Below are 15,855 nucleotides of genomic sequence, written 5' to 3' on the forward strand. Positions count from 1 at the left end.
TCGCCATGGCAGTCTCCGTCTTCGACCTCTTCAAGATCGGCATCGGGCCGTCGAGCTCGCATACCGTTGGTCCGATGCGCGCGGCGCGCATGTTCGTGCAACGCCTGCGTCATGAGGGCGTGCTCGACCGCACCGTGCGCGTCGCCACGGCGCTGTACGGCTCGCTGGGCGCGACCGGCAAGGGCCACGGCTCCGACAAGGCGGTGCTGCTCGGCCTGGCCGGGCACGAGCCCGACACCGTCGACATCGAGTCGATTCCGGGCATCCTCGAGGGCATCCGCAACGACAAGCGCATCGCGTTGGGCGGCGATCACGTCGTCGCCTTCGACGAAGCGCGCGACCTCGTCATGTACCGCCGCCAGAGCCTGCCGCTGCACGCCAACGGCATGCGGCTGATCGCCTTCGACGCCGACGGCAACGAGATCCAGAACCGCGTGTACTACTCGGTGGGCGGCGGCTTCGTCGTGAGCGAGGAAGTGCTGGCCGACGGCAGCAAGCAGAAGCAGATCGCGCCGGACACGACCGTGCTGCCCTACCCCTTCAAGTCGGGCGCGGAGCTGCTCGAACTGACGGAGAAGGAAGGCTGCTCGATCGCCGAGATCATGCGGCGCAACGAGCGTCACTGGCGCACCGACGAGGAGACCCGCGCCGGCCTGCTGAAGATCTGGCAGGTGATGCAGGAATGCGTGCAGCGCGGCTGCCGCACCGAGGGCGTCCTGCCCGGCGGCTTCAAGGTGAAGCGCCGTTCGGCCGCGCTGTACCGCGACCTGATCGCGCATCCCGAGGCCGCGCTGCGCGACCCGCTGCAGGTGATGGACTGGGTCAACCTCTACGCGCTGGCGGTCAATGAGGAGAACGCTGCCGGCGGCCGCGTCGTGACGGCGCCGACCAACGGCGCGGCCGGCATCGTGCCGGCGGTGCTGCATTACTACGCGCGCTTCGTCCATTCGGCCAACGAGGACGGCATCGTCGACTTCCTGCTGACGGCCGCGGCGATCGGCATCCTCTACAAGGAGAACGCGTCGATCTCGGGCGCCGAGGTCGGCTGCCAGGGCGAGGTGGGCGTGGCCTGCTCGATGGCGGCCGCCGCGCTGTGCGCGGTGATGGGCGGCTCGCCGGCGCAGACCGAGAACGCCGCCGAGATCGGCATGGAGCACCACCTGGGACTGACCTGCGATCCGGTCGGCGGCCTGGTGCAGATCCCCTGCATCGAGCGCAATGCGATCGCGTCGGTGAAGGCCATCAACGCGGCGCGGATGGCGCTGCGCGGCGACGGCACGCACCACGTCAGTCTGGACAAGGTCATCAAGACCATGCGCGAGACCGGCGCCGACATGATGACCAAATACAAGGAGACCGCCCGGGGCGGTCTCGCGGTGAACATTGTCGAGTGCTGACACGCCGCCGACGTGTCAGAGGGGAGGCCGATTCGCGTGCCCCGGACATACTGCTTTCCGGAATCAATCGCGAGTCAGGCGGCGAAAACTGTCAGCACTCGAGCAAACGGTCGGTCCTGAGTTCTGCCTCGAAGGCACGAGATCGGGACCGGGACCGGATCAGCGTCAGTAGCTGATCGTCACGGTGACGGTATCGGTGTAGCTGCCCGGCACGACGCTGGCCAGCGACGGGATGCGACCGTAGACCGACAGCGACTGGGCTGAGCCCGTGCCGGTGCCGTTCTTGGAACTGGACGACGAGGTGCCGTCGCCCCAGACCGAGCTGCGGCCGGAGTCCAGGTACAGCTGATAACCCAGCGTGTCGGAGCCGCTCTTCATCGTGCGGCTGGTGAAGTTGGTCGCGCCGCCCGCATTCGCGCCGGCGTTCAGCGCCACCGTGTAGGGCGTCGTGTTGGAGCAGGTGACGGTCAGCGTGGACGTGGCGTCCAGCGGCGTGCCGGCGACCAGCGGGTCGATCGCGGAACCGAAATTCAGGTTGGAGCCGGACACCGTGCAGGAGCTCGTGATCGTGGCCGTCACCGGGAAGGTGTTGGTCACCGGCGTGGCGCCGCGGGCTTCCTGGACCACGCTGAACAGCAGGCCGGCACCGATGGCCAGGCTGCTGAGCAGCATCGCGCTCTTGAAACCGCTGTTGCGTTCCGCCCGGACCGCTTTCAGGTACTTGGTGGTGCTCATGTGGTGTCCCCCTGTTGATGGAACGAATCTTCCTTTCCAGGACGTTCCGGCGGCAGACAGGCTTGCCGTATCGCGCGGTGCACCGAAGTCGGCAGGCCGTGTAGGCAATCGACCGACAGCTGACGGAAGGTGGCAGCACGCGGCACCGGGCAGGCGAACGGCACTGGCGGCACGATCTCGTCCGCTGCTACAAACGCGTCCGTGTCGATTTCACGGAGGCCCGCCCGTCGTGGGGAGAGACACCCTCCGATCGACGCCGAACCGCTGGAATCCATGACATCCCACCTTGATCCGAAACGACGCCGCTGGCTGGCGCTGGGCGTGCTGTGCCTGGGCGTGCTCATGATCGTGCTGGACACGACCATCGTGAACGTGGCGCTGCCCTCGATCCGCGCCGACCTGCACTTCACCGAGACCTCGCTGGTCTGGGTCGTCAACGCCTACATGCTGACCTTCGGCGGCTTCATGCTGCTGGGTGGGCGGCTGGGCGACCTGTACGGCCATCGGCGCATGTTCCTGGCCGGGCTGGCGCTGTTCACGGCCGCCTCGGCCGCCTGCGGCCTGGCGCACACGCAGGCCCTGCTCATCGCGGCGCGCGCCGTGCAGGGGCTGGGCGGTGCGGTGGTGTCGGCGATCTCGCTGTCGCTGATCATGAACATGTTCACCGAGCCCGGCGAGCGCGCCAAGGCGATGGGCGTCTACGGCTTCGTCTGCGCGGGCGGCGGCAGCATCGGCGTGCTGCTGGGCGGTCTGCTGACCAGCGCGCTGAGCTGGCACTGGATCTTCCTGGTGAACCTGCCGATCGGCGCGGTCGTGATCGGCCTGTGCCTGTGGCTGATCGACCGCGGCGGTCCGACGGCGCCGGACGAGACGCTGGACTGGGCCGGCGCCCTGACGGTCACGCTGTCGCTGATGCTGGCGGTCTACGCGGTCGTCAACGGCAACGAGGCGGGCTGGCTGTCGACGCGCACGCTCGGGCTGCTCGGAACCGCCGTGGCGCTGCTGGCCGCCTTCCTCGTGCTGGAGACGACGGTGGCGCACCCGCTGATGCCGCTGTCGCTCTTCCGGCTGCGGTCGGTGGCGGTGTCCAACGTGATCGGCGTCCTGTGGGCGGCGGCGATGTTCGCGTGGTTCTTCCTGTCGGCGCTGTACATGCAGCTCGTGCTGGGCTACGACGCGATGCACGTCGGCCTGGGTTTCCTGCCGGCCAACCTGATCATGGCGGCCTTCTCGGTGGGCCTGTCGGCGAAGCCCGTCATGAAGCTGGGCCTGCGCAAGCCGCTGTGCGGCGGACTGCTGCTGGCAGCGCTGGGGCTGGCGCTGTTCGCGCGCGCACCGGCGGACGGCGGCTTCTGGCTGGACGTGCTGCCGGGGATGCTGTTGCTGGGGCTGGGCGCGGGCGTCGCGTTCAACCCGGTGCTGCTCGCGGCGATGAGCGAAGTCGCCCCCAGCGAGTCCGGCCTGGCCTCGGGCGTGGTGAACACGTCCTTCATGATGGGCGGCTCGCTCGGGCTGGCGGTGCTGGCCAGCCTGGCGGCGGCGCGCACGGTGGAACTGGGCGCGCTGGGCGCGGCGATGCCGGTGGCGCTGGCGGGCGGCTACCGCGTCGCGTTCGCCGTCGGCGCGGTGTTCGCGGCGTCGGGCGGGTTGCTGGCGCTGCTGCTGCGCGAGCCCGCGCCGCAGGCTGGCGCCGCCGCACCGGTGGCGCATCCGGGTTGAGGCCTCATCGGCCCGGCCGCCGTCGCCGCGATCACTTCTCCAGCAGCGGCCCCACGTATTTCACCGGCACCGCGTAGGTGATGCCGCTCGGCGCGCTGAGGGCCGATTCGCGCGTGCCCTTGAGCACGACCATGTTGACGACACCCACGACCTTGCCGGTGCGGATGTCCAGCAGCGGACCGCCACTGTTGCCCGGGTAGGCCGTCGCGTCGAGCTGAAGGAATTCCATCGGGCCTTCGCGGAGCTGGCGCACCGCGCGCTCGGACAGCGTGTTCGACGTCGGCGCCGGCAGCGCCGCGCGCGTGATCGCCGCCACCGTGCCCCGGTGCGTCGCCATCGTCACACCCAGCGCCGTGCCGATCGGGTACCCCATCAACGCCACCGCGGCGCCCTCGCGCACCACTGGCTGCTCGCCGACGACCTCCGCCAGCGACAGGACGTCGACGAGCGCGCCCTTGTCGTCGGCCAGCTCCAGGATCGCCAAGTCGCGCGCCGTGTCACGGCGCAGCAGCTTCACAGGTCGCAGCTGGGGTTGACCGGAGGCATTGCCCGCCGCGGGCACGGTGATCGCCAGGTCCTTCTCGATCGGGTTCGGGATCACGTGGGCGCAGGTCACGATGCGGCGCCCGTCGCCGACCGCGAAACCCGTGCCGCGGAAACCGAAGCGCGGGTTGTCCGTCGCCGAGAACGTCCCCACCGCCACCACCGCCTGACGGCTGCGGTCGATCAGGTCGGGCAAGGTGTTGGACATCTCCTGCGCCAGCGCCGGCAACGCGACGCCGAGGAGACCCGCGCCACCCAGGAGGCCGATGCTGCCCAACGCCAGCACGTCGCGGCGACGGGGAAGCAGGCGGTGCGCCAGCGCGGCCTGCCGCGGCGGCATCGCGTCGATGCCCTCGAGGATCGTCGAACGGGTGCTGCGGGCACTGCGGGTCATGCGGCCAGGTCCTTCGTCGTGGTGCCCATCTCCAGCGTGGAGACGAAGCTGCGCCAATGGCGGTCGGGTTCGTCGATGCGGAAGCCGTAGAAGCTTCCCTGCTCGGTGTCCTTGCGCCGCACCGCGCGGGCGGTCACGTGCGCGATCTCGTTGTGGCCGAGTTCGATCTCCACCGTGCCGTCCTGGTTCAGCGGGAGGTCGTGATCGCACTCGGCCTGGAAGCCGTGCGCCGAGACCTCGATCACGTCCAGGTCGAAATGGCCCAGCTGGCTGTCGTTGGCGGCACGGATGTCGAGGTGGCCCGGGCACCGGATCGAGTAGCGCGGATATTGACGCAACGAGCGCCCCAGGTCCTGGCCGCCACCGCTGAGCATCGGCAGCACCTCGCGGAACTGGGCGTCGTCACGGTACACCGACCACAGCAGCGCCTTCTTGCGATCGTCCATCGTCGGGAACACCGGCACGACGCGGTTGAAGAAGTGGTCGAGCAGCGCCGGCGTCATGACCGGGTCGTTGGTCGTGTGGAAGCGTCGCTCCGGCAGCCGGATGTTGGGCAGCCGGTGGCGGAAGAAGTAGTGGTGCAGGTTCTTCTCCGGCCGGCGGCCGCGATAACGCTTCTCGAACAGCGCATCGGCCTCGTGCAGGTCCAGCGTCGCCCCGACCGCCGGGGCGCCGTTGGCGAAGTCGTACTCCGCCACCGTCTGCTCGCGCAGCCTCGTGAAGGACAGCAGCGCCTCGTAGAGCTCGATCTTGTCGGGGTTCACGGCGATCACCAGGTGCCGGGTGTCGAAGTACTCGGTGCAGTACTGGTGCATGAACTTCATCAGCGGGAACAGGATCGCCCCGCCCGTCTTGCGGAACGCCGGCGCGACCGCCAGCGCCGAGATCTCGGCGATCTTGCCGCCCTTGGCGCGCACGCCCTCGAGGTCGAAGACCGACTGCAGCGGGAAGCCGAACACGCCTTCGCGCACCATCGAGATCGTGCCCACCACCACGCCGTCGTACTTGGCGCACAGCGTCGTGGTCGTGGGCAGCGCGTGATAGATCGTCACGCGCATGCCGCTGGGGTCCGGCTTCATGAAGCCGCTGCCGACATAGGCGTCGTGCAGGATGCGGAAGCAGGCGTCCAGCTCCTCCTGCGTCTCCGCGACCTTGAGTTCCAGGCTCCCCGACGGCGCGGGATCGCAATCCACCATGCGCCGGTAGACCGCGAAGCGCATCGGCTTGGGCAGCGAGGAAAACAGACGCCGCAACCCCTGGTGGAGCCGCTTGCGCAGGCTGGATCGTCGAATCTGGCTCATGACCGTCCCCTCCCCGGGCGCGGTGGTGCCACCGTCACGCGGTCCGCGCGGCGATCGACCTCAGGATCGGACGCCTCAACGGATCGCGGCCTGCAGCTTGCGCACCTCGGCTTGTTGCTCGAAATTCGGTCCCAGGTCCGCCAGGCGTTTGAGTTCCGCCTCGGCTTCGCCCTTGTTCCCCCCGGCCACGTACAGCTGCGCCAGGCGCAGCCGGTATGCGGGCACGGCGGGTGCCTGCTTCACGGCATCCTTCTGTACCTCGATGGCCTTGGCGTTCTGGCCCTTGGCGGCGAGCGCCTCGGCCAGCGTGTCCATGTACGGCGGCACATTGGGACGCAGCTTGTTCGCTTGCTCGGCAAATTTCAAGCCCTCGTCCGCCTTGCCAGCCCGCAGGCGCAGCCAGGCGACGTTGTTGACGGCCGCCGCGTTGTCCGGATTGGCCGCCAGCACCGCCTGGTAACGCTGCTCGGCCTCAGGATAACGGCCGGCGTTCAGGGCCACGTCGCCCAGGTGATACGTGAACAGCTCGTCCGACTTGAACCTGGCCAGGTAGGCCGCGGCCCAGCGATCCGCCTCGTCCTTCTTGCCGGATTCGATCAGCACGCTGTGCAGCGCGATCGCGAGTTCGGTATTGGGTGCCGTCGCGCCCGCCTCGCCCGCCAGCTGATCGGCCTTGCGGTAGGCCGCGATCGCCGCCGGCGCATCCTTGCGCGCGCGGGCGATGTCGCCCTCGAGCTTCCAGCCCAGGCCGAATTTCGGCTGCGCCGTCTGCAGGCTCCGGGCCGATGTCAGCGCCAGATCCGGCAAGCCGAGCAGGAGGCTCTTCTCGACCACCTTGCGGGCCAGTTCCCCGTCGCCGGGGGCGATGGCCTGCGCGCGCTTGAGCGCCGCGGTCGCGGCCGCCTTGTCGCCGGCCTGCGTGTAGACGTCGGCCAGGCGCAGCGGCCCCAGCGGCGAACGCGGCTGCAGCGTCGCGACCTTGTTGAAGCTGCTGATCGCCTGCTGCCGATCGCCGGTGGCGGACTGCACCTGCCCCAGCAGATCGATCAGCATGGGATTGTCCGGGCTTGCGGTCACGCCTTCCTGGGCCAGCGACAGCGCCGTCTTGAAGTCCTTCTTCTCCATCAGCAGCCCGACCGCCGCCTGGCGCGGCGTCGCATCGTCCGGATGCTGCTTGGCGATCTCCGTCAGACGCTTGGTCGCCGCGTCCTTGTCGATCAGCTGATGGGTCAGCTTCAGCCCCAGGATGGCCATCTCGGCCCGCAGGTTCTTGGGGTCGACCTTCAGCACGGCCTCGTAACGCTTGACGGCCTCACCGGCCTTGTGATCCTGCAGATCCTGCGCCGCGAGGCTGTTGGCCGCGGTCATCGACCCCGGATCGCGCTTGACCGCTTCCTCGAAGTGGGTCCGCGCCGCGGCGCGGTCGCCACGCAGCAGCGCCAGGCGGCCGCGCAGTTCGGCCGGGGTCGCCGACTTGGGATCCTTCTTCTCCAGCGCCGCGATCGCCTGCGAGGCGCCCTCGCTGTCCTTCTTGCGCGCCAGCACGCTGATCAGCGCGATGTCGGCCACGGTGCCCTTGTCCTCCGCCGCGAGCTGACGCAGCGCGGCAAGGCCGGCGGCCTCCTGGCCCTTCTGGATCTGGTTGAGCGCCAGTCCGACGCGGCTGCGCACGTCGTTCGGATTGGCTTCGGCGGCACGCGCCAGGAAGCGTTCCGCCTCCCCGCCCTGCCCTTGCTTGAGGCGGATCTCGGCGGCCAGCGCGAGCGCCTCCGACGAGGTGGATTTCGCGTCGAGCGCCGGTTGCAGCGTGGTCATCGCCTGTTCGGCGTCGCCGCCGCGCAGTTGCAACTGCGCCAGGGCGACCCGCGCCGGCTGCGTCTCGGGCGAGGACTGGATGATCTTGCTGTACTGCGCCTCGGCCTGGCGGAAGTCGCCATTGGCCTGCGCCACGCGGCCGGCCAGGAAGAGCGCGCGCTCGTTGTTCGGCGCCACCTTCAGCAACGCCTGCGTCAGATCGGTGGCCTCCTTGACCTGGCCCGCATCCATCGCGAACACGGCGGCGTAGTAGAAGGTCTGCGGATGCTGCGGCGCGGCGGCCTTCATCGCGGCGACCGCGTCCTTGGCCGCGGCCTTGTCGCCGTTGCGCATCAGCTGGTTGATCAGGCCCGCATGCGCGCCGACGAGCTTCTTGTCGATCTCCAGCGCCTTGCGGAAACTCGCGACGGACTCCGCCGAGGGGGCCTCGGCCAGCACCTGCAGCTCGCCCTTGAGCTGCCAGGCCTCGGCCGACTGCGGCGACTTGGCGAGCACCTCGTCGACCGCGGCGCGCGCCTCGGGCAGTTTGCCCTCGCTCGTCAGGAGCCGCACGTTGACCAGACGCGCCGCGGCATTGTCGGGAGCGACGCGCAGCGCGGCATCCGCCGCCCGGCGTGCCTCGGCCAGTTTCTGCTTCGCCACATAGGCGCCGACCAGCGTCATCTGCAGGTCGGCCTCGTCGGCCGCGGTCTGCAGATGGGTGCTGCCGAACTGGCCGAGCAATTCGTCGACCTTGCCCTGCATCAGCAGCAGCCGTGCCTGCAACGCGACCAGCGCGTCGCCGCCGAAGCCCTGCGTCTTGGCCTTCTCGGCCTCGATCGCCGCACCGGCGACATCGCCGCTGTCCAGCAGCGCCTTGGCCAGCAGGTAACGCGCCTCGGCCAGCGTCTCGTCCTTCTGCAGCGCATTCTTGAGCTGGATGATCGCGGCCTTGTTGTCGCGCTTGTCCAGGTGACCCTTGGCGGACTTCACCAGGTCCTGCGCCGACTCGCCGAAGCAACCCGCCAGCAGCAGCGCCGAGCCCAGCGCCAGCGCGGTCGCGCCGCGTCGAAGCGCGCGGGGGCCGCGGTGGGCAGGGCCGGCGTCCTCCGCGCCGAGGTTCTGGTGCAGGGGTCCGGACATCTTGGTGTTCTCAGGCTTGCGGGACATGCGTCGTCTCTTTCGCTGTCGGGTGGATCCGGGTGAATCGGAGAATCGAGGGAGGCGTGCGTCGTGGTCGACGCTCAGGCCTTGACGCCGAGGCGGGCCATCAGATCGTACAGAGTCGGCCGGCTGACCCCCAGCAGGTCGGCGGCCTTGGCGATGTTGCCGTCGGTGCGGGCCAGCGCGGCCACCACGGCCTGGCGCTCGGCACGTTCGCGCACGGTGCGCAGATCGAGATCGTTCGCGTCCGCCGGCGCGTCGCCGCCGGCAGGCACCGGCAGGTTGAGGTCTTCGGCGGTGATGCGGTCGCCGTCGGCCATGATCGACGCGCGCTTCATGACGTTCTGCAGTTCGCGCACGTTGCCGGGCCAGCGGTGGGCCTCGACGGCGCGGATCGCGTCGTCGGCCAGGCGCAGGATGGGGCGGCGCTGTTCCGACGAGAAGCGGCGCAGGAAGGCGTGGCTCAGCAGCACCGCGTCGCCGGCGCGATCCCGCAGCGGCGGGATGTCGACGACGATCTCCGCCAGGCGGTAGAACAGGTCCTCGCGGAACAGCCCCTGTTCGATCTTGCCCTTCAGGTCCTGGTGTGTCGCGCCGACGATGCGCACGTCGACGGGGATCTCCTGACGGCCACCCAGCCGTTCGATGCTGCGCTCCTGCAGGAAGCGCAGCAGCTTGGCCTGCAGCGGCATCGGCAGATCGCCGATCTCGTCGAGCATCAGCGTGCCGCCGTGCGCGGTCTCGATCTTGCCGACCGTGGTCTTGGTCGCGCCGGTGAAGGCGCCGCGCTCGTAGCCGAACAGCTCGCTCTCGAGCAGCGCCTCGGGAATCGCCGCGCAGTTGATCGCCACGAAACGGCCCTTGCGCTTGGACGCGTCATGCAGCGACTGCGCGAGCACTTCCTTGCCGGTGCCGCTCTCGCCGAGCAGCAGCACGGTGGCGTCGCTGCCGGACACGCGCTCGACGGTGCGGCAGATGCGCTGCATCTGGGCGTCGCGCGTGAGCAGCTTGCCGGTGGGTTCGCCGTCCTGCTGGGTGAGCAGCCGCTGGTTCTCCTGCTGCAGCTCATGCAGGCGCATCGCGCGCTCGACGGTCAGCACCAGCACGTCGGGATCCACCGGCTTGGCCAGGAAGTCGTACGCACCCATGCGGATCGCGCGCAGCGCGTTGCCCTGGTCGTTCTGACCGGTCAGCACGATGACCTTGGTGCCGGGCTCGAGCTCGATCAGCTTCTCGAGCAGCTTGAAGCCTTCCGAGGTCGAGTCCTGGTCGGGCGGCAGCCCGAGGTCCATCGTGACGACCGGCGGCTTGTGCCGGCGGAACTGCAGCACGGCGCTGGCGACGTCGTCGGCGGTGACGGACTCGAAACGGTCCATCGACCACTTCAGTTGCTTTTGAAGGGCAAGATCGTCCTCGACGATCAGCAATGAGGGGGCTGAGCACTCATCGCGCCTCCACCAGGCCGGCGTCGCTGCCCGACTGGGCAAGAAACAGCGGCAGCAGGATGGTGACCTTGGTGCCTTGTCCGGGCGCGCTTTCCACGTTGATCTTCCCTCCGAGTTCCTGCAGGTACTGGTAGCTCTCGTAGGCGCCGATGCCCATGCCCGCCGCCTTCGTCGTCTGGAACGGCTTGAACAGCCGTTGATCGATGAACTCCTGCGACATGCCGCAGCCAGTATCTTCCACTTCCACCTGCGCATGGCTGCCCACGCGCTGCAATCGCAGCGTCACGCGGCCGTCGATCGGTGTCGCGTCCAGCGCGTTCTGCACCACATGGCCGAGCACGCGCTCGATGCGTTCCTCATGGCCACGCGCGCTGACTTCGTCGCGCAGCTCCAGCTCCAGCGCGCGGCCCTTGCTCACCGCCGCCGCGGCCAGCCGCCGCGCGATCGCCGTCAGCGCGACGCCGCTGGCGCTGCCGTGATGCGGCTTGTCGCCTTCGCGCAATTGCAGCATCAGCTGGCGCATCTTCTCCAGCGAGTTTTCCACCGTGTCCAGCATGTCCTGCTGGAACTCGGGGTTGTCCCGCAGCCGCTTGGCGTTCTTCATCATCAGCGACAGCTGCGTGACGATGTTCTTGAGGTCGTGCACGACGAAGGCCGACATGCGGTTGAAGGCCTCGAACTTGCGCGCCTCCAGCAGGGCCTCCGCCGCCTGCATCTGCGCCAGGTAGCTGGCGGCCTGCTGGGCGGCGGTGCGGAGCAGGTCGCGCACTTCCCAGTTCAGCTCGAGCCGCGTGCGCGGCTGGCCCAGGATCACCCAGCCCGTCAGCGCGCCCGCGTTCAGCAGCGGGATCAGCAGCCAATGGCGCGCATCGCCGGCGATCGCCGCAGGCAGGGGCGCATGTTCATAGGCCGCCGGATCGCGGCGCCACTCGTCGAGGTCCACGATCCAGGCGCGCTCCTGCAGCAGTCGCAGCAGCGGCTCGTCGGCGGTCAGCGGCTGGCGGTCGTCGTTGAGGTTCCAGCGAGCGGCCTGCTGGTACTCCGAGGCACCCGCCGTGACGGGCGCGCGACGCAGCCACAGCGCGCCGGACGGACTCTCCACCAGGTGGGCCAGTCCGCGGATCACCGATTCGCCGAGCTCCGCCGGCGACGCGCTGGCCGACAGCATCGCGGTGAAGCGCAGCCATTCCTGGCGGTAGTCGTAGCGATAACTGAAGAAGTGCTTGCTGATGTAGACGCGCAGCTTCGCGCGCAGCGAGCCCGACAGGCCCATCGTCAGCAGCACCAGCACGCCCACCGCCAGCAGCACCTGCTGCAGCGCGCGACCCCACTCGCCGCCCGTGTAGCGCACGTAGTAGCCGATGCCGGACACGCCGAGCAGGTACACCCCCACGATCAGCAACGTCGCGGAGTGGAAAGCCGCGGTGCGCGAGACGTGGAGCTTGTCCAGCCACTTCTTGTGCCGGCGACTGGCCAGCCACAGCAGCGGCACGGCCAGACTGTGCACGGCGGCGCGCACGCTGAGGGCATCGCTGTCGAACTGCGCGAACAGCGAGGCCTGGGAGAACACGAACACGTCGAAGGCGAAGACCGCGCCCAGGCCCAGGCTGACCGGCTTGGCATTCCAGCGCGCGTCGCTGTCGATGTTGCGCAGCATCTGCTCGATCAGCACCAGCCCGAACACGCCCAGGCCCAGCCAGGCCATCGTCATCGGACGCTGCATCGCGACCAGCGGCGCGTCGCCCCAGTAGCGCCACAGCGGCAGGGCGACCGCGGCGGCCACGCCCGCCCAGGCCAGCCATTGCAGCGGCCGTGCGACGCCGGCGCTGCGCGCCCGGCCGTCGTCGTCGCGCGATTCGATCAGCGCCAGGATGAAGGAGAACCACGCGCCATAGCGCAACGCGTCGCAGATGGGCAGGAGGACCAGCGCGGGCCACCCGTGGCCTTCGAGCCAGCCCTGCTCGACCGCGGCGTCAAGACCGGCCCACAGCGCCGTCAGCAGCAGTGCGGCCTGCAGCCGCAGCGCTCGCCGCCGGTGCTGGCCGAACTGGGGCAGCACCACGACCGCCAGGGCCAGGTGCGCGAATACCGCGACGATCCCCGACGCGGCGCCGAGGCTCAGGGTGTTGGCCCACATGGATCAATGTCCCGGCGCGCGGGCCGCGATCAGGATCGGACGCGGAGACCGGCGCGAAAACGGACGCGGGAACGGGCGCAAGAACGGGACGCCGGGAGCGGGACGCTCCGCCGTCGCGCTCAGCGCGCCCCCGGCCCGTCAGGACCACCGCCACCGTCTCGAGCATGATCAGCAGGTCGAGGAACAGCGTGTGGTTCTTGACGTAGTACAGGTCGTACTGGAGCTTTTCCAGCGAGTCCTCGATGGTCGAGCCGTATTCGTAGCGGACCTGCGCCCAGCCCGTCACACCCGGCTTCACGCTGTGGCGCACGGCGTAGTACGGAATCTGCGCGACCAGCTCGTCGACGAAGAACGGGCGCTCGGGGCGCGGACCCACCATGCTCATCTCGCCGCGCAGCACATTGATCAGCTGCGGCAGCTCATCGATGCGGACCTTGCGGATGAAGTTGCCGACGCGCGTCACGCGGGCGTCGTTCTTGGTCGCCCACTGGGGACGACCGTCCTTCTCGGCGTCGTTGCGCATGCTGCGGAACTTGATCACCTTGAAGGTCGCACCGTTCAGGCCGACGCGTTCCTGCGTGTAGAAGATGCCGCCGGGCGATTCCAGCTTGATGAGCAGCGCGGTAACGGCCATGATCGGCGCGGTCGCGACCAGCAGCACCAGCGAGGACACCAGGTCGAAGGCGCGCTTGACGGCGCTGCGCAGCACGCCCTGGTTGAAGCCGTCGCCGAAGATCAGCCAGCCGGCGTGGACATGGCTGATCTTGATCTGCGCCAGCGTCTTCTCGAAATAGGTGGCCAGGTCCACGACGCGGATGCCGTAGAGCTTGCAGTCCAGCAGCTGGCGAAGCGGCATGCTGCCGCCGCGGCGCTCGGACAGCGCGACGACGATCTCGTCCACGCCCAGACGCATCGCGGCGTCGGTCAGGCTTTCGGCGGCCAGCAGCTCGTGCGCGGGCACCTGCGGGTCGACCTCGTTCGGGCCGGGCAGGAAACCGACGATCTGCGCATGCGGATCGGCGGCGCGCAGGCTCTCGCTCACGGCCAGCGCGGCGTGGCCGCTGCCGAAGATCAGGATCTTGGTCCGGCCCGCGCCCTGCGCGCCGGAATGCGCGGCGTACACGCGGTGCACCATGACCAGCGCGACGGCCAGCATGGCGGTCGTAGTCAGCAGGTCGCGGTGGGAGACGGTGGCGGGGATCAGGCTGAACAGGCCGTAGGCCAGCGGCAGGCCGATCAGCAGCGCGAAGAGCGCACGGGCGCAGGACTGCGTCAGCGAGCGCTTGTGCGACTGGGAATAGAGGCCGGACGCGGAGTTGATGACGAACATGCCGCCGGCGAGCGAGAGGCCGTAGGACGCGGCGAAGCTCACCATGTGCTCGCTGCTGCCTTGGCTCAATGCGACCGCAAACACCGCCGCGACGATCAGGCCCAGGTCGAAGAGCACCTGGACCAGGGTCCGACGATGGAGGTAATGGTTAAAAATTCGAATCATGCCCGTCCCCAAAGCTGGTCACGGCACCCTCTTGGGATGCAGTCGCCGACCCGGGTGAACCTCTCAGGACTGCTCATCGCGAACACGCCCTCCGCCAGAGGAGGCCCCGTTCGCTGCGGGGGCATCATGCCTCCCGCCCCCAGGCTTGAAAGCCCCCTGTTTGCAGGGGCGATCGCCTTGCAATCCGGCTCGGTTGAACCCGTCTCGCCGTCCGCCGCCGGATCCCCGAATCGACCCTGCGGCGCGCTGACGGAGGCCATTGTCTGTAGCCCCTGTTAGGTGCAAACCCCTGACTGAATGCTTTGAGGGGCTCTCGTGCGGGAATGCACGTGAGTGAGGGGGTGATCCCCCGAACCGGGGACAGTCCGATGTCGTCCCGACGTGACCCTGTCAGAGAGGGAACGTGAAGGAATGACGGGACCTGCCGCGGGCGAAAAAAACGCCCACCGAAGTGGGCGTTCCGTGGTCTGGGTGACCTTGGTGACTGGCGTCCCAGGATCAGCGCACGACGGCGAGCTGCTCGCGGTTGCCACCCTTGTAGGTGTACAGGGTCAGCGCGCCGTTCTTGATGTCGCCCTTGGCGTCGAACGCGATCGTGCCGGTCACGCCCTTGTAGTCGGCCGTCTTGGCCAGCACCGGCAGGTAGACCTTCGGATCGGCGGACTTGGCCTTGACCATGGCGTCGACCATCACGTTGACCGCGTCATAGACGTACGGGGCGTAGATCTGGACTTCGACCTTGTACTTGTCCTTGAACTTGGTCTTGAAGGCGTCCAGCGACTTCTTCGACTCGCCTTCTACGCCGCCCGCTTCCGCGCAGACGACCTGGCTGTCGGAGATGGTGCCGGCCGACAGCTTGGGCAGTTCGGCCGTGCAGATGCCGTCGCCGCCCATGAACTTGGCTTCGATGCCCAGCTGCTTCATCTGGCGCAGCATCGGGCCCGCGACGGCGTCCATGCCGCCGAAGAAGACGACGTCGGGCTTCTTGCCCTTCAGGGAGGTCAGGATGGCGGTGAAGTCCGTGGCCTTGTCGTTGGTGAATTCACGACCGACGACCTTGCCGCCCGCGGCCTTGACGCCCTTCTCGAACTCGTCGGCGACGCCCTGGCCGTAGGCCGTGCGGTCGTCGATGACGGCGATGGACTTGCCCTTCAGCGAGGTCACCGCGTACTTGCCCAGCGTGCCGCCCAGGTGCACGTCGTCAGCCACGACGCGGAATGCCGTCTTGTAGCCGTTGCGGGTGTACTTGGGGTTGGTCGCCGACGGCGAGATCTGCGGGATGCCGGCGTCGCTGTAGATCTTGGACGCGGGGATGGTCGTGCCGGAGTTCAGGTGGCCGATCACGCCGTTGACCTTGGAGTCGACCAGCTTCTGGGCAGCCGCGGTGCCTTGCTTCGGGTCGCCGGCGTCGTCTTCGGCCAGCAGCTCGAACTTCACCTTCTTGCCGCCGATCGTCACGCCCTTGGCGTTCAGCTCGTCGATGGCCATCTTGGCGCCCAGTTCATTGTCCTTGCCCAGGTGCGCGATGGCGCCGCTGGTGGGACCCACGTGGCCGATCTTGACCACCGCATCCTGCGCCAGGGCGGCGCCGCTTGCGGCAATGGCGATTGCGCCCACGATCACATTCAGCTTGGATTGCATCTAGGAACCTCCGACTCGGGATATGTGGAATGACGTTGAGTTCTCAACGCGAGCGACCATACCCCGAAAGACGGAAGCGTTTCCATAGTG

General features: G+C 68.7%; 10 protein-coding genes. 2 read left to right on the forward strand and 8 right to left on the reverse strand.

Annotated elements, in window-relative coordinates; all coding sequences use genetic code 11:
- The first annotated feature begins 5 nt into the window (after positions 1–5).
- A complete protein-coding gene (locus tag ACQ86G_RS26175; protein ID WP_431258016.1) occupies positions 6–1,397 on the forward strand; it encodes an L-serine ammonia-lyase in 1,392 nt (463 codons plus the stop codon).
- Between the two features lie 165 nt (positions 1,398–1,562).
- On the opposite strand, the gene ACQ86G_RS26180 is transcribed toward ACQ86G_RS26175, so the two are convergent.
- Positions 1,563–2,132, reverse strand: coding sequence for a Csu type fimbrial protein (locus ACQ86G_RS26180; RefSeq protein ID WP_431258017.1), 570 nt, complete (start codon positions 2,130–2,132; stop codon positions 1,563–1,565).
- A gap of 273 nt (positions 2,133–2,405) precedes the next feature.
- Between ACQ86G_RS26180 and ACQ86G_RS26185 the strand changes: the two genes are divergently transcribed.
- Positions 2,406–3,851 (forward strand): DHA2 family efflux MFS transporter permease subunit, encoded by a 1,446-nt coding sequence (locus tag ACQ86G_RS26185; RefSeq protein ID WP_431258018.1) that lies wholly within the window; start codon positions 2,406–2,408, stop codon positions 3,849–3,851.
- Positions 3,852–3,882: 31 nt separating this feature from the next.
- On the opposite strand, the gene ACQ86G_RS26190 is transcribed toward ACQ86G_RS26185, so the two are convergent.
- From ACQ86G_RS26190 to ACQ86G_RS26220, 7 genes are all read right to left on the reverse strand, one after another.
- Positions 3,883–4,788: a S1 family peptidase gene (locus ACQ86G_RS26190; protein WP_431258019.1), complete on the reverse strand. Its 906-nt coding sequence runs from the start codon at positions 4,786–4,788 to the stop codon at positions 3,883–3,885.
- On the reverse strand, positions 4,785–6,089 hold the full coding sequence (locus ACQ86G_RS26195) for a GNAT family N-acetyltransferase (RefSeq protein WP_431258020.1): 1,305 nt from the start codon (positions 6,087–6,089) through the stop codon (positions 4,785–4,787). Before ACQ86G_RS26195 ends, ACQ86G_RS26190 begins: the two co-directional genes overlap by 4 nt.
- A 75-nt stretch (positions 6,090–6,164) precedes the next feature.
- Complete coding sequence (gene prsT, locus ACQ86G_RS26200) at positions 6,165–9,053, reverse strand: XrtA/PEP-CTERM system TPR-repeat protein PrsT (RefSeq protein WP_431258021.1); 2,889 nt, start codon at positions 9,051–9,053, stop codon at positions 6,165–6,167.
- 74 nt (positions 9,054–9,127) lie between these two features.
- Positions 9,128–10,471, reverse strand: coding sequence for a PEP-CTERM-box response regulator transcription factor (prsR, locus tag ACQ86G_RS26205; protein ID WP_431261500.1), 1,344 nt, complete (start codon positions 10,469–10,471; stop codon positions 9,128–9,130).
- A 19-nt stretch (positions 10,472–10,490) separates the two neighbouring features.
- Positions 10,491–12,554: an XrtA/PEP-CTERM system histidine kinase PrsK gene (gene prsK / locus ACQ86G_RS26210; protein WP_431261501.1), complete on the reverse strand. Its 2,064-nt coding sequence runs from the start codon at positions 12,552–12,554 to the stop codon at positions 10,491–10,493.
- A complete protein-coding gene (locus ACQ86G_RS26215) occupies positions 12,466–14,124 on the reverse strand; it encodes a TIGR03013 family XrtA/PEP-CTERM system glycosyltransferase (protein WP_431258022.1) in 1,659 nt (552 codons plus the stop codon). Before ACQ86G_RS26215 ends, prsK begins: the two co-directional genes overlap by 89 nt.
- Before the next feature lie 498 nt (positions 14,125–14,622).
- Entirely contained in the window at positions 14,623–15,765 is a 1,143-nt protein-coding gene (locus ACQ86G_RS26220) for a branched-chain amino acid ABC transporter substrate-binding protein (RefSeq protein WP_331615166.1), read from the reverse strand.
- Between the last annotated feature and the right edge of the window lie 90 nt (positions 15,766–15,855).

Origin of the sequence: Roseateles chitinivorans (genome assembly GCF_050632145.1) — a bacterium.
GTDB lineage: Bacteria > Pseudomonadota > Gammaproteobacteria > Burkholderiales > Burkholderiaceae_C > Roseateles > Roseateles chitinivorans_B.

Bases quoted from the DNA above. Each gene is read 5' to 3' on its own strand.
- ACQ86G_RS26175 (WP_431258016.1), top strand. From the start codon at position 6: ATGGCAGTCTCCGTCTTCGACCTCTTCAAGATCGGCATCGGGCCGTCG.
- ACQ86G_RS26180 (WP_431258017.1), bottom strand. From the start codon at position 2,132: ATGAGCACCACCAAGTACCTGAAAGCGGTCCGGGCGGAACGCAACAGC.
- ACQ86G_RS26185 (WP_431258018.1), top strand. From the start codon at position 2,406: ATGACATCCCACCTTGATCCGAAACGACGCCGCTGGCTGGCGCTGGGC.
- ACQ86G_RS26190 (WP_431258019.1), bottom strand. From the start codon at position 4,788: ATGACCCGCAGTGCCCGCAGCACCCGTTCGACGATCCTCGAGGGCATC.
- ACQ86G_RS26195 (WP_431258020.1), bottom strand. From the start codon at position 6,089: ATGAGCCAGATTCGACGATCCAGCCTGCGCAAGCGGCTCCACCAGGGG.
- prsT (WP_431258021.1), bottom strand. From the start codon at position 9,053: ATGTCCCGCAAGCCTGAGAACACCAAGATGTCCGGACCCCTGCACCAG.
- ACQ86G_RS26215 (WP_431258022.1), bottom strand. From the start codon at position 14,124: ATGATTCGAATTTTTAACCATTACCTCCATCGTCGGACCCTGGTCCAG.
- ACQ86G_RS26220 (WP_331615166.1), bottom strand. From the start codon at position 15,765: ATGCAATCCAAGCTGAATGTGATCGTGGGCGCAATCGCCATTGCCGCA.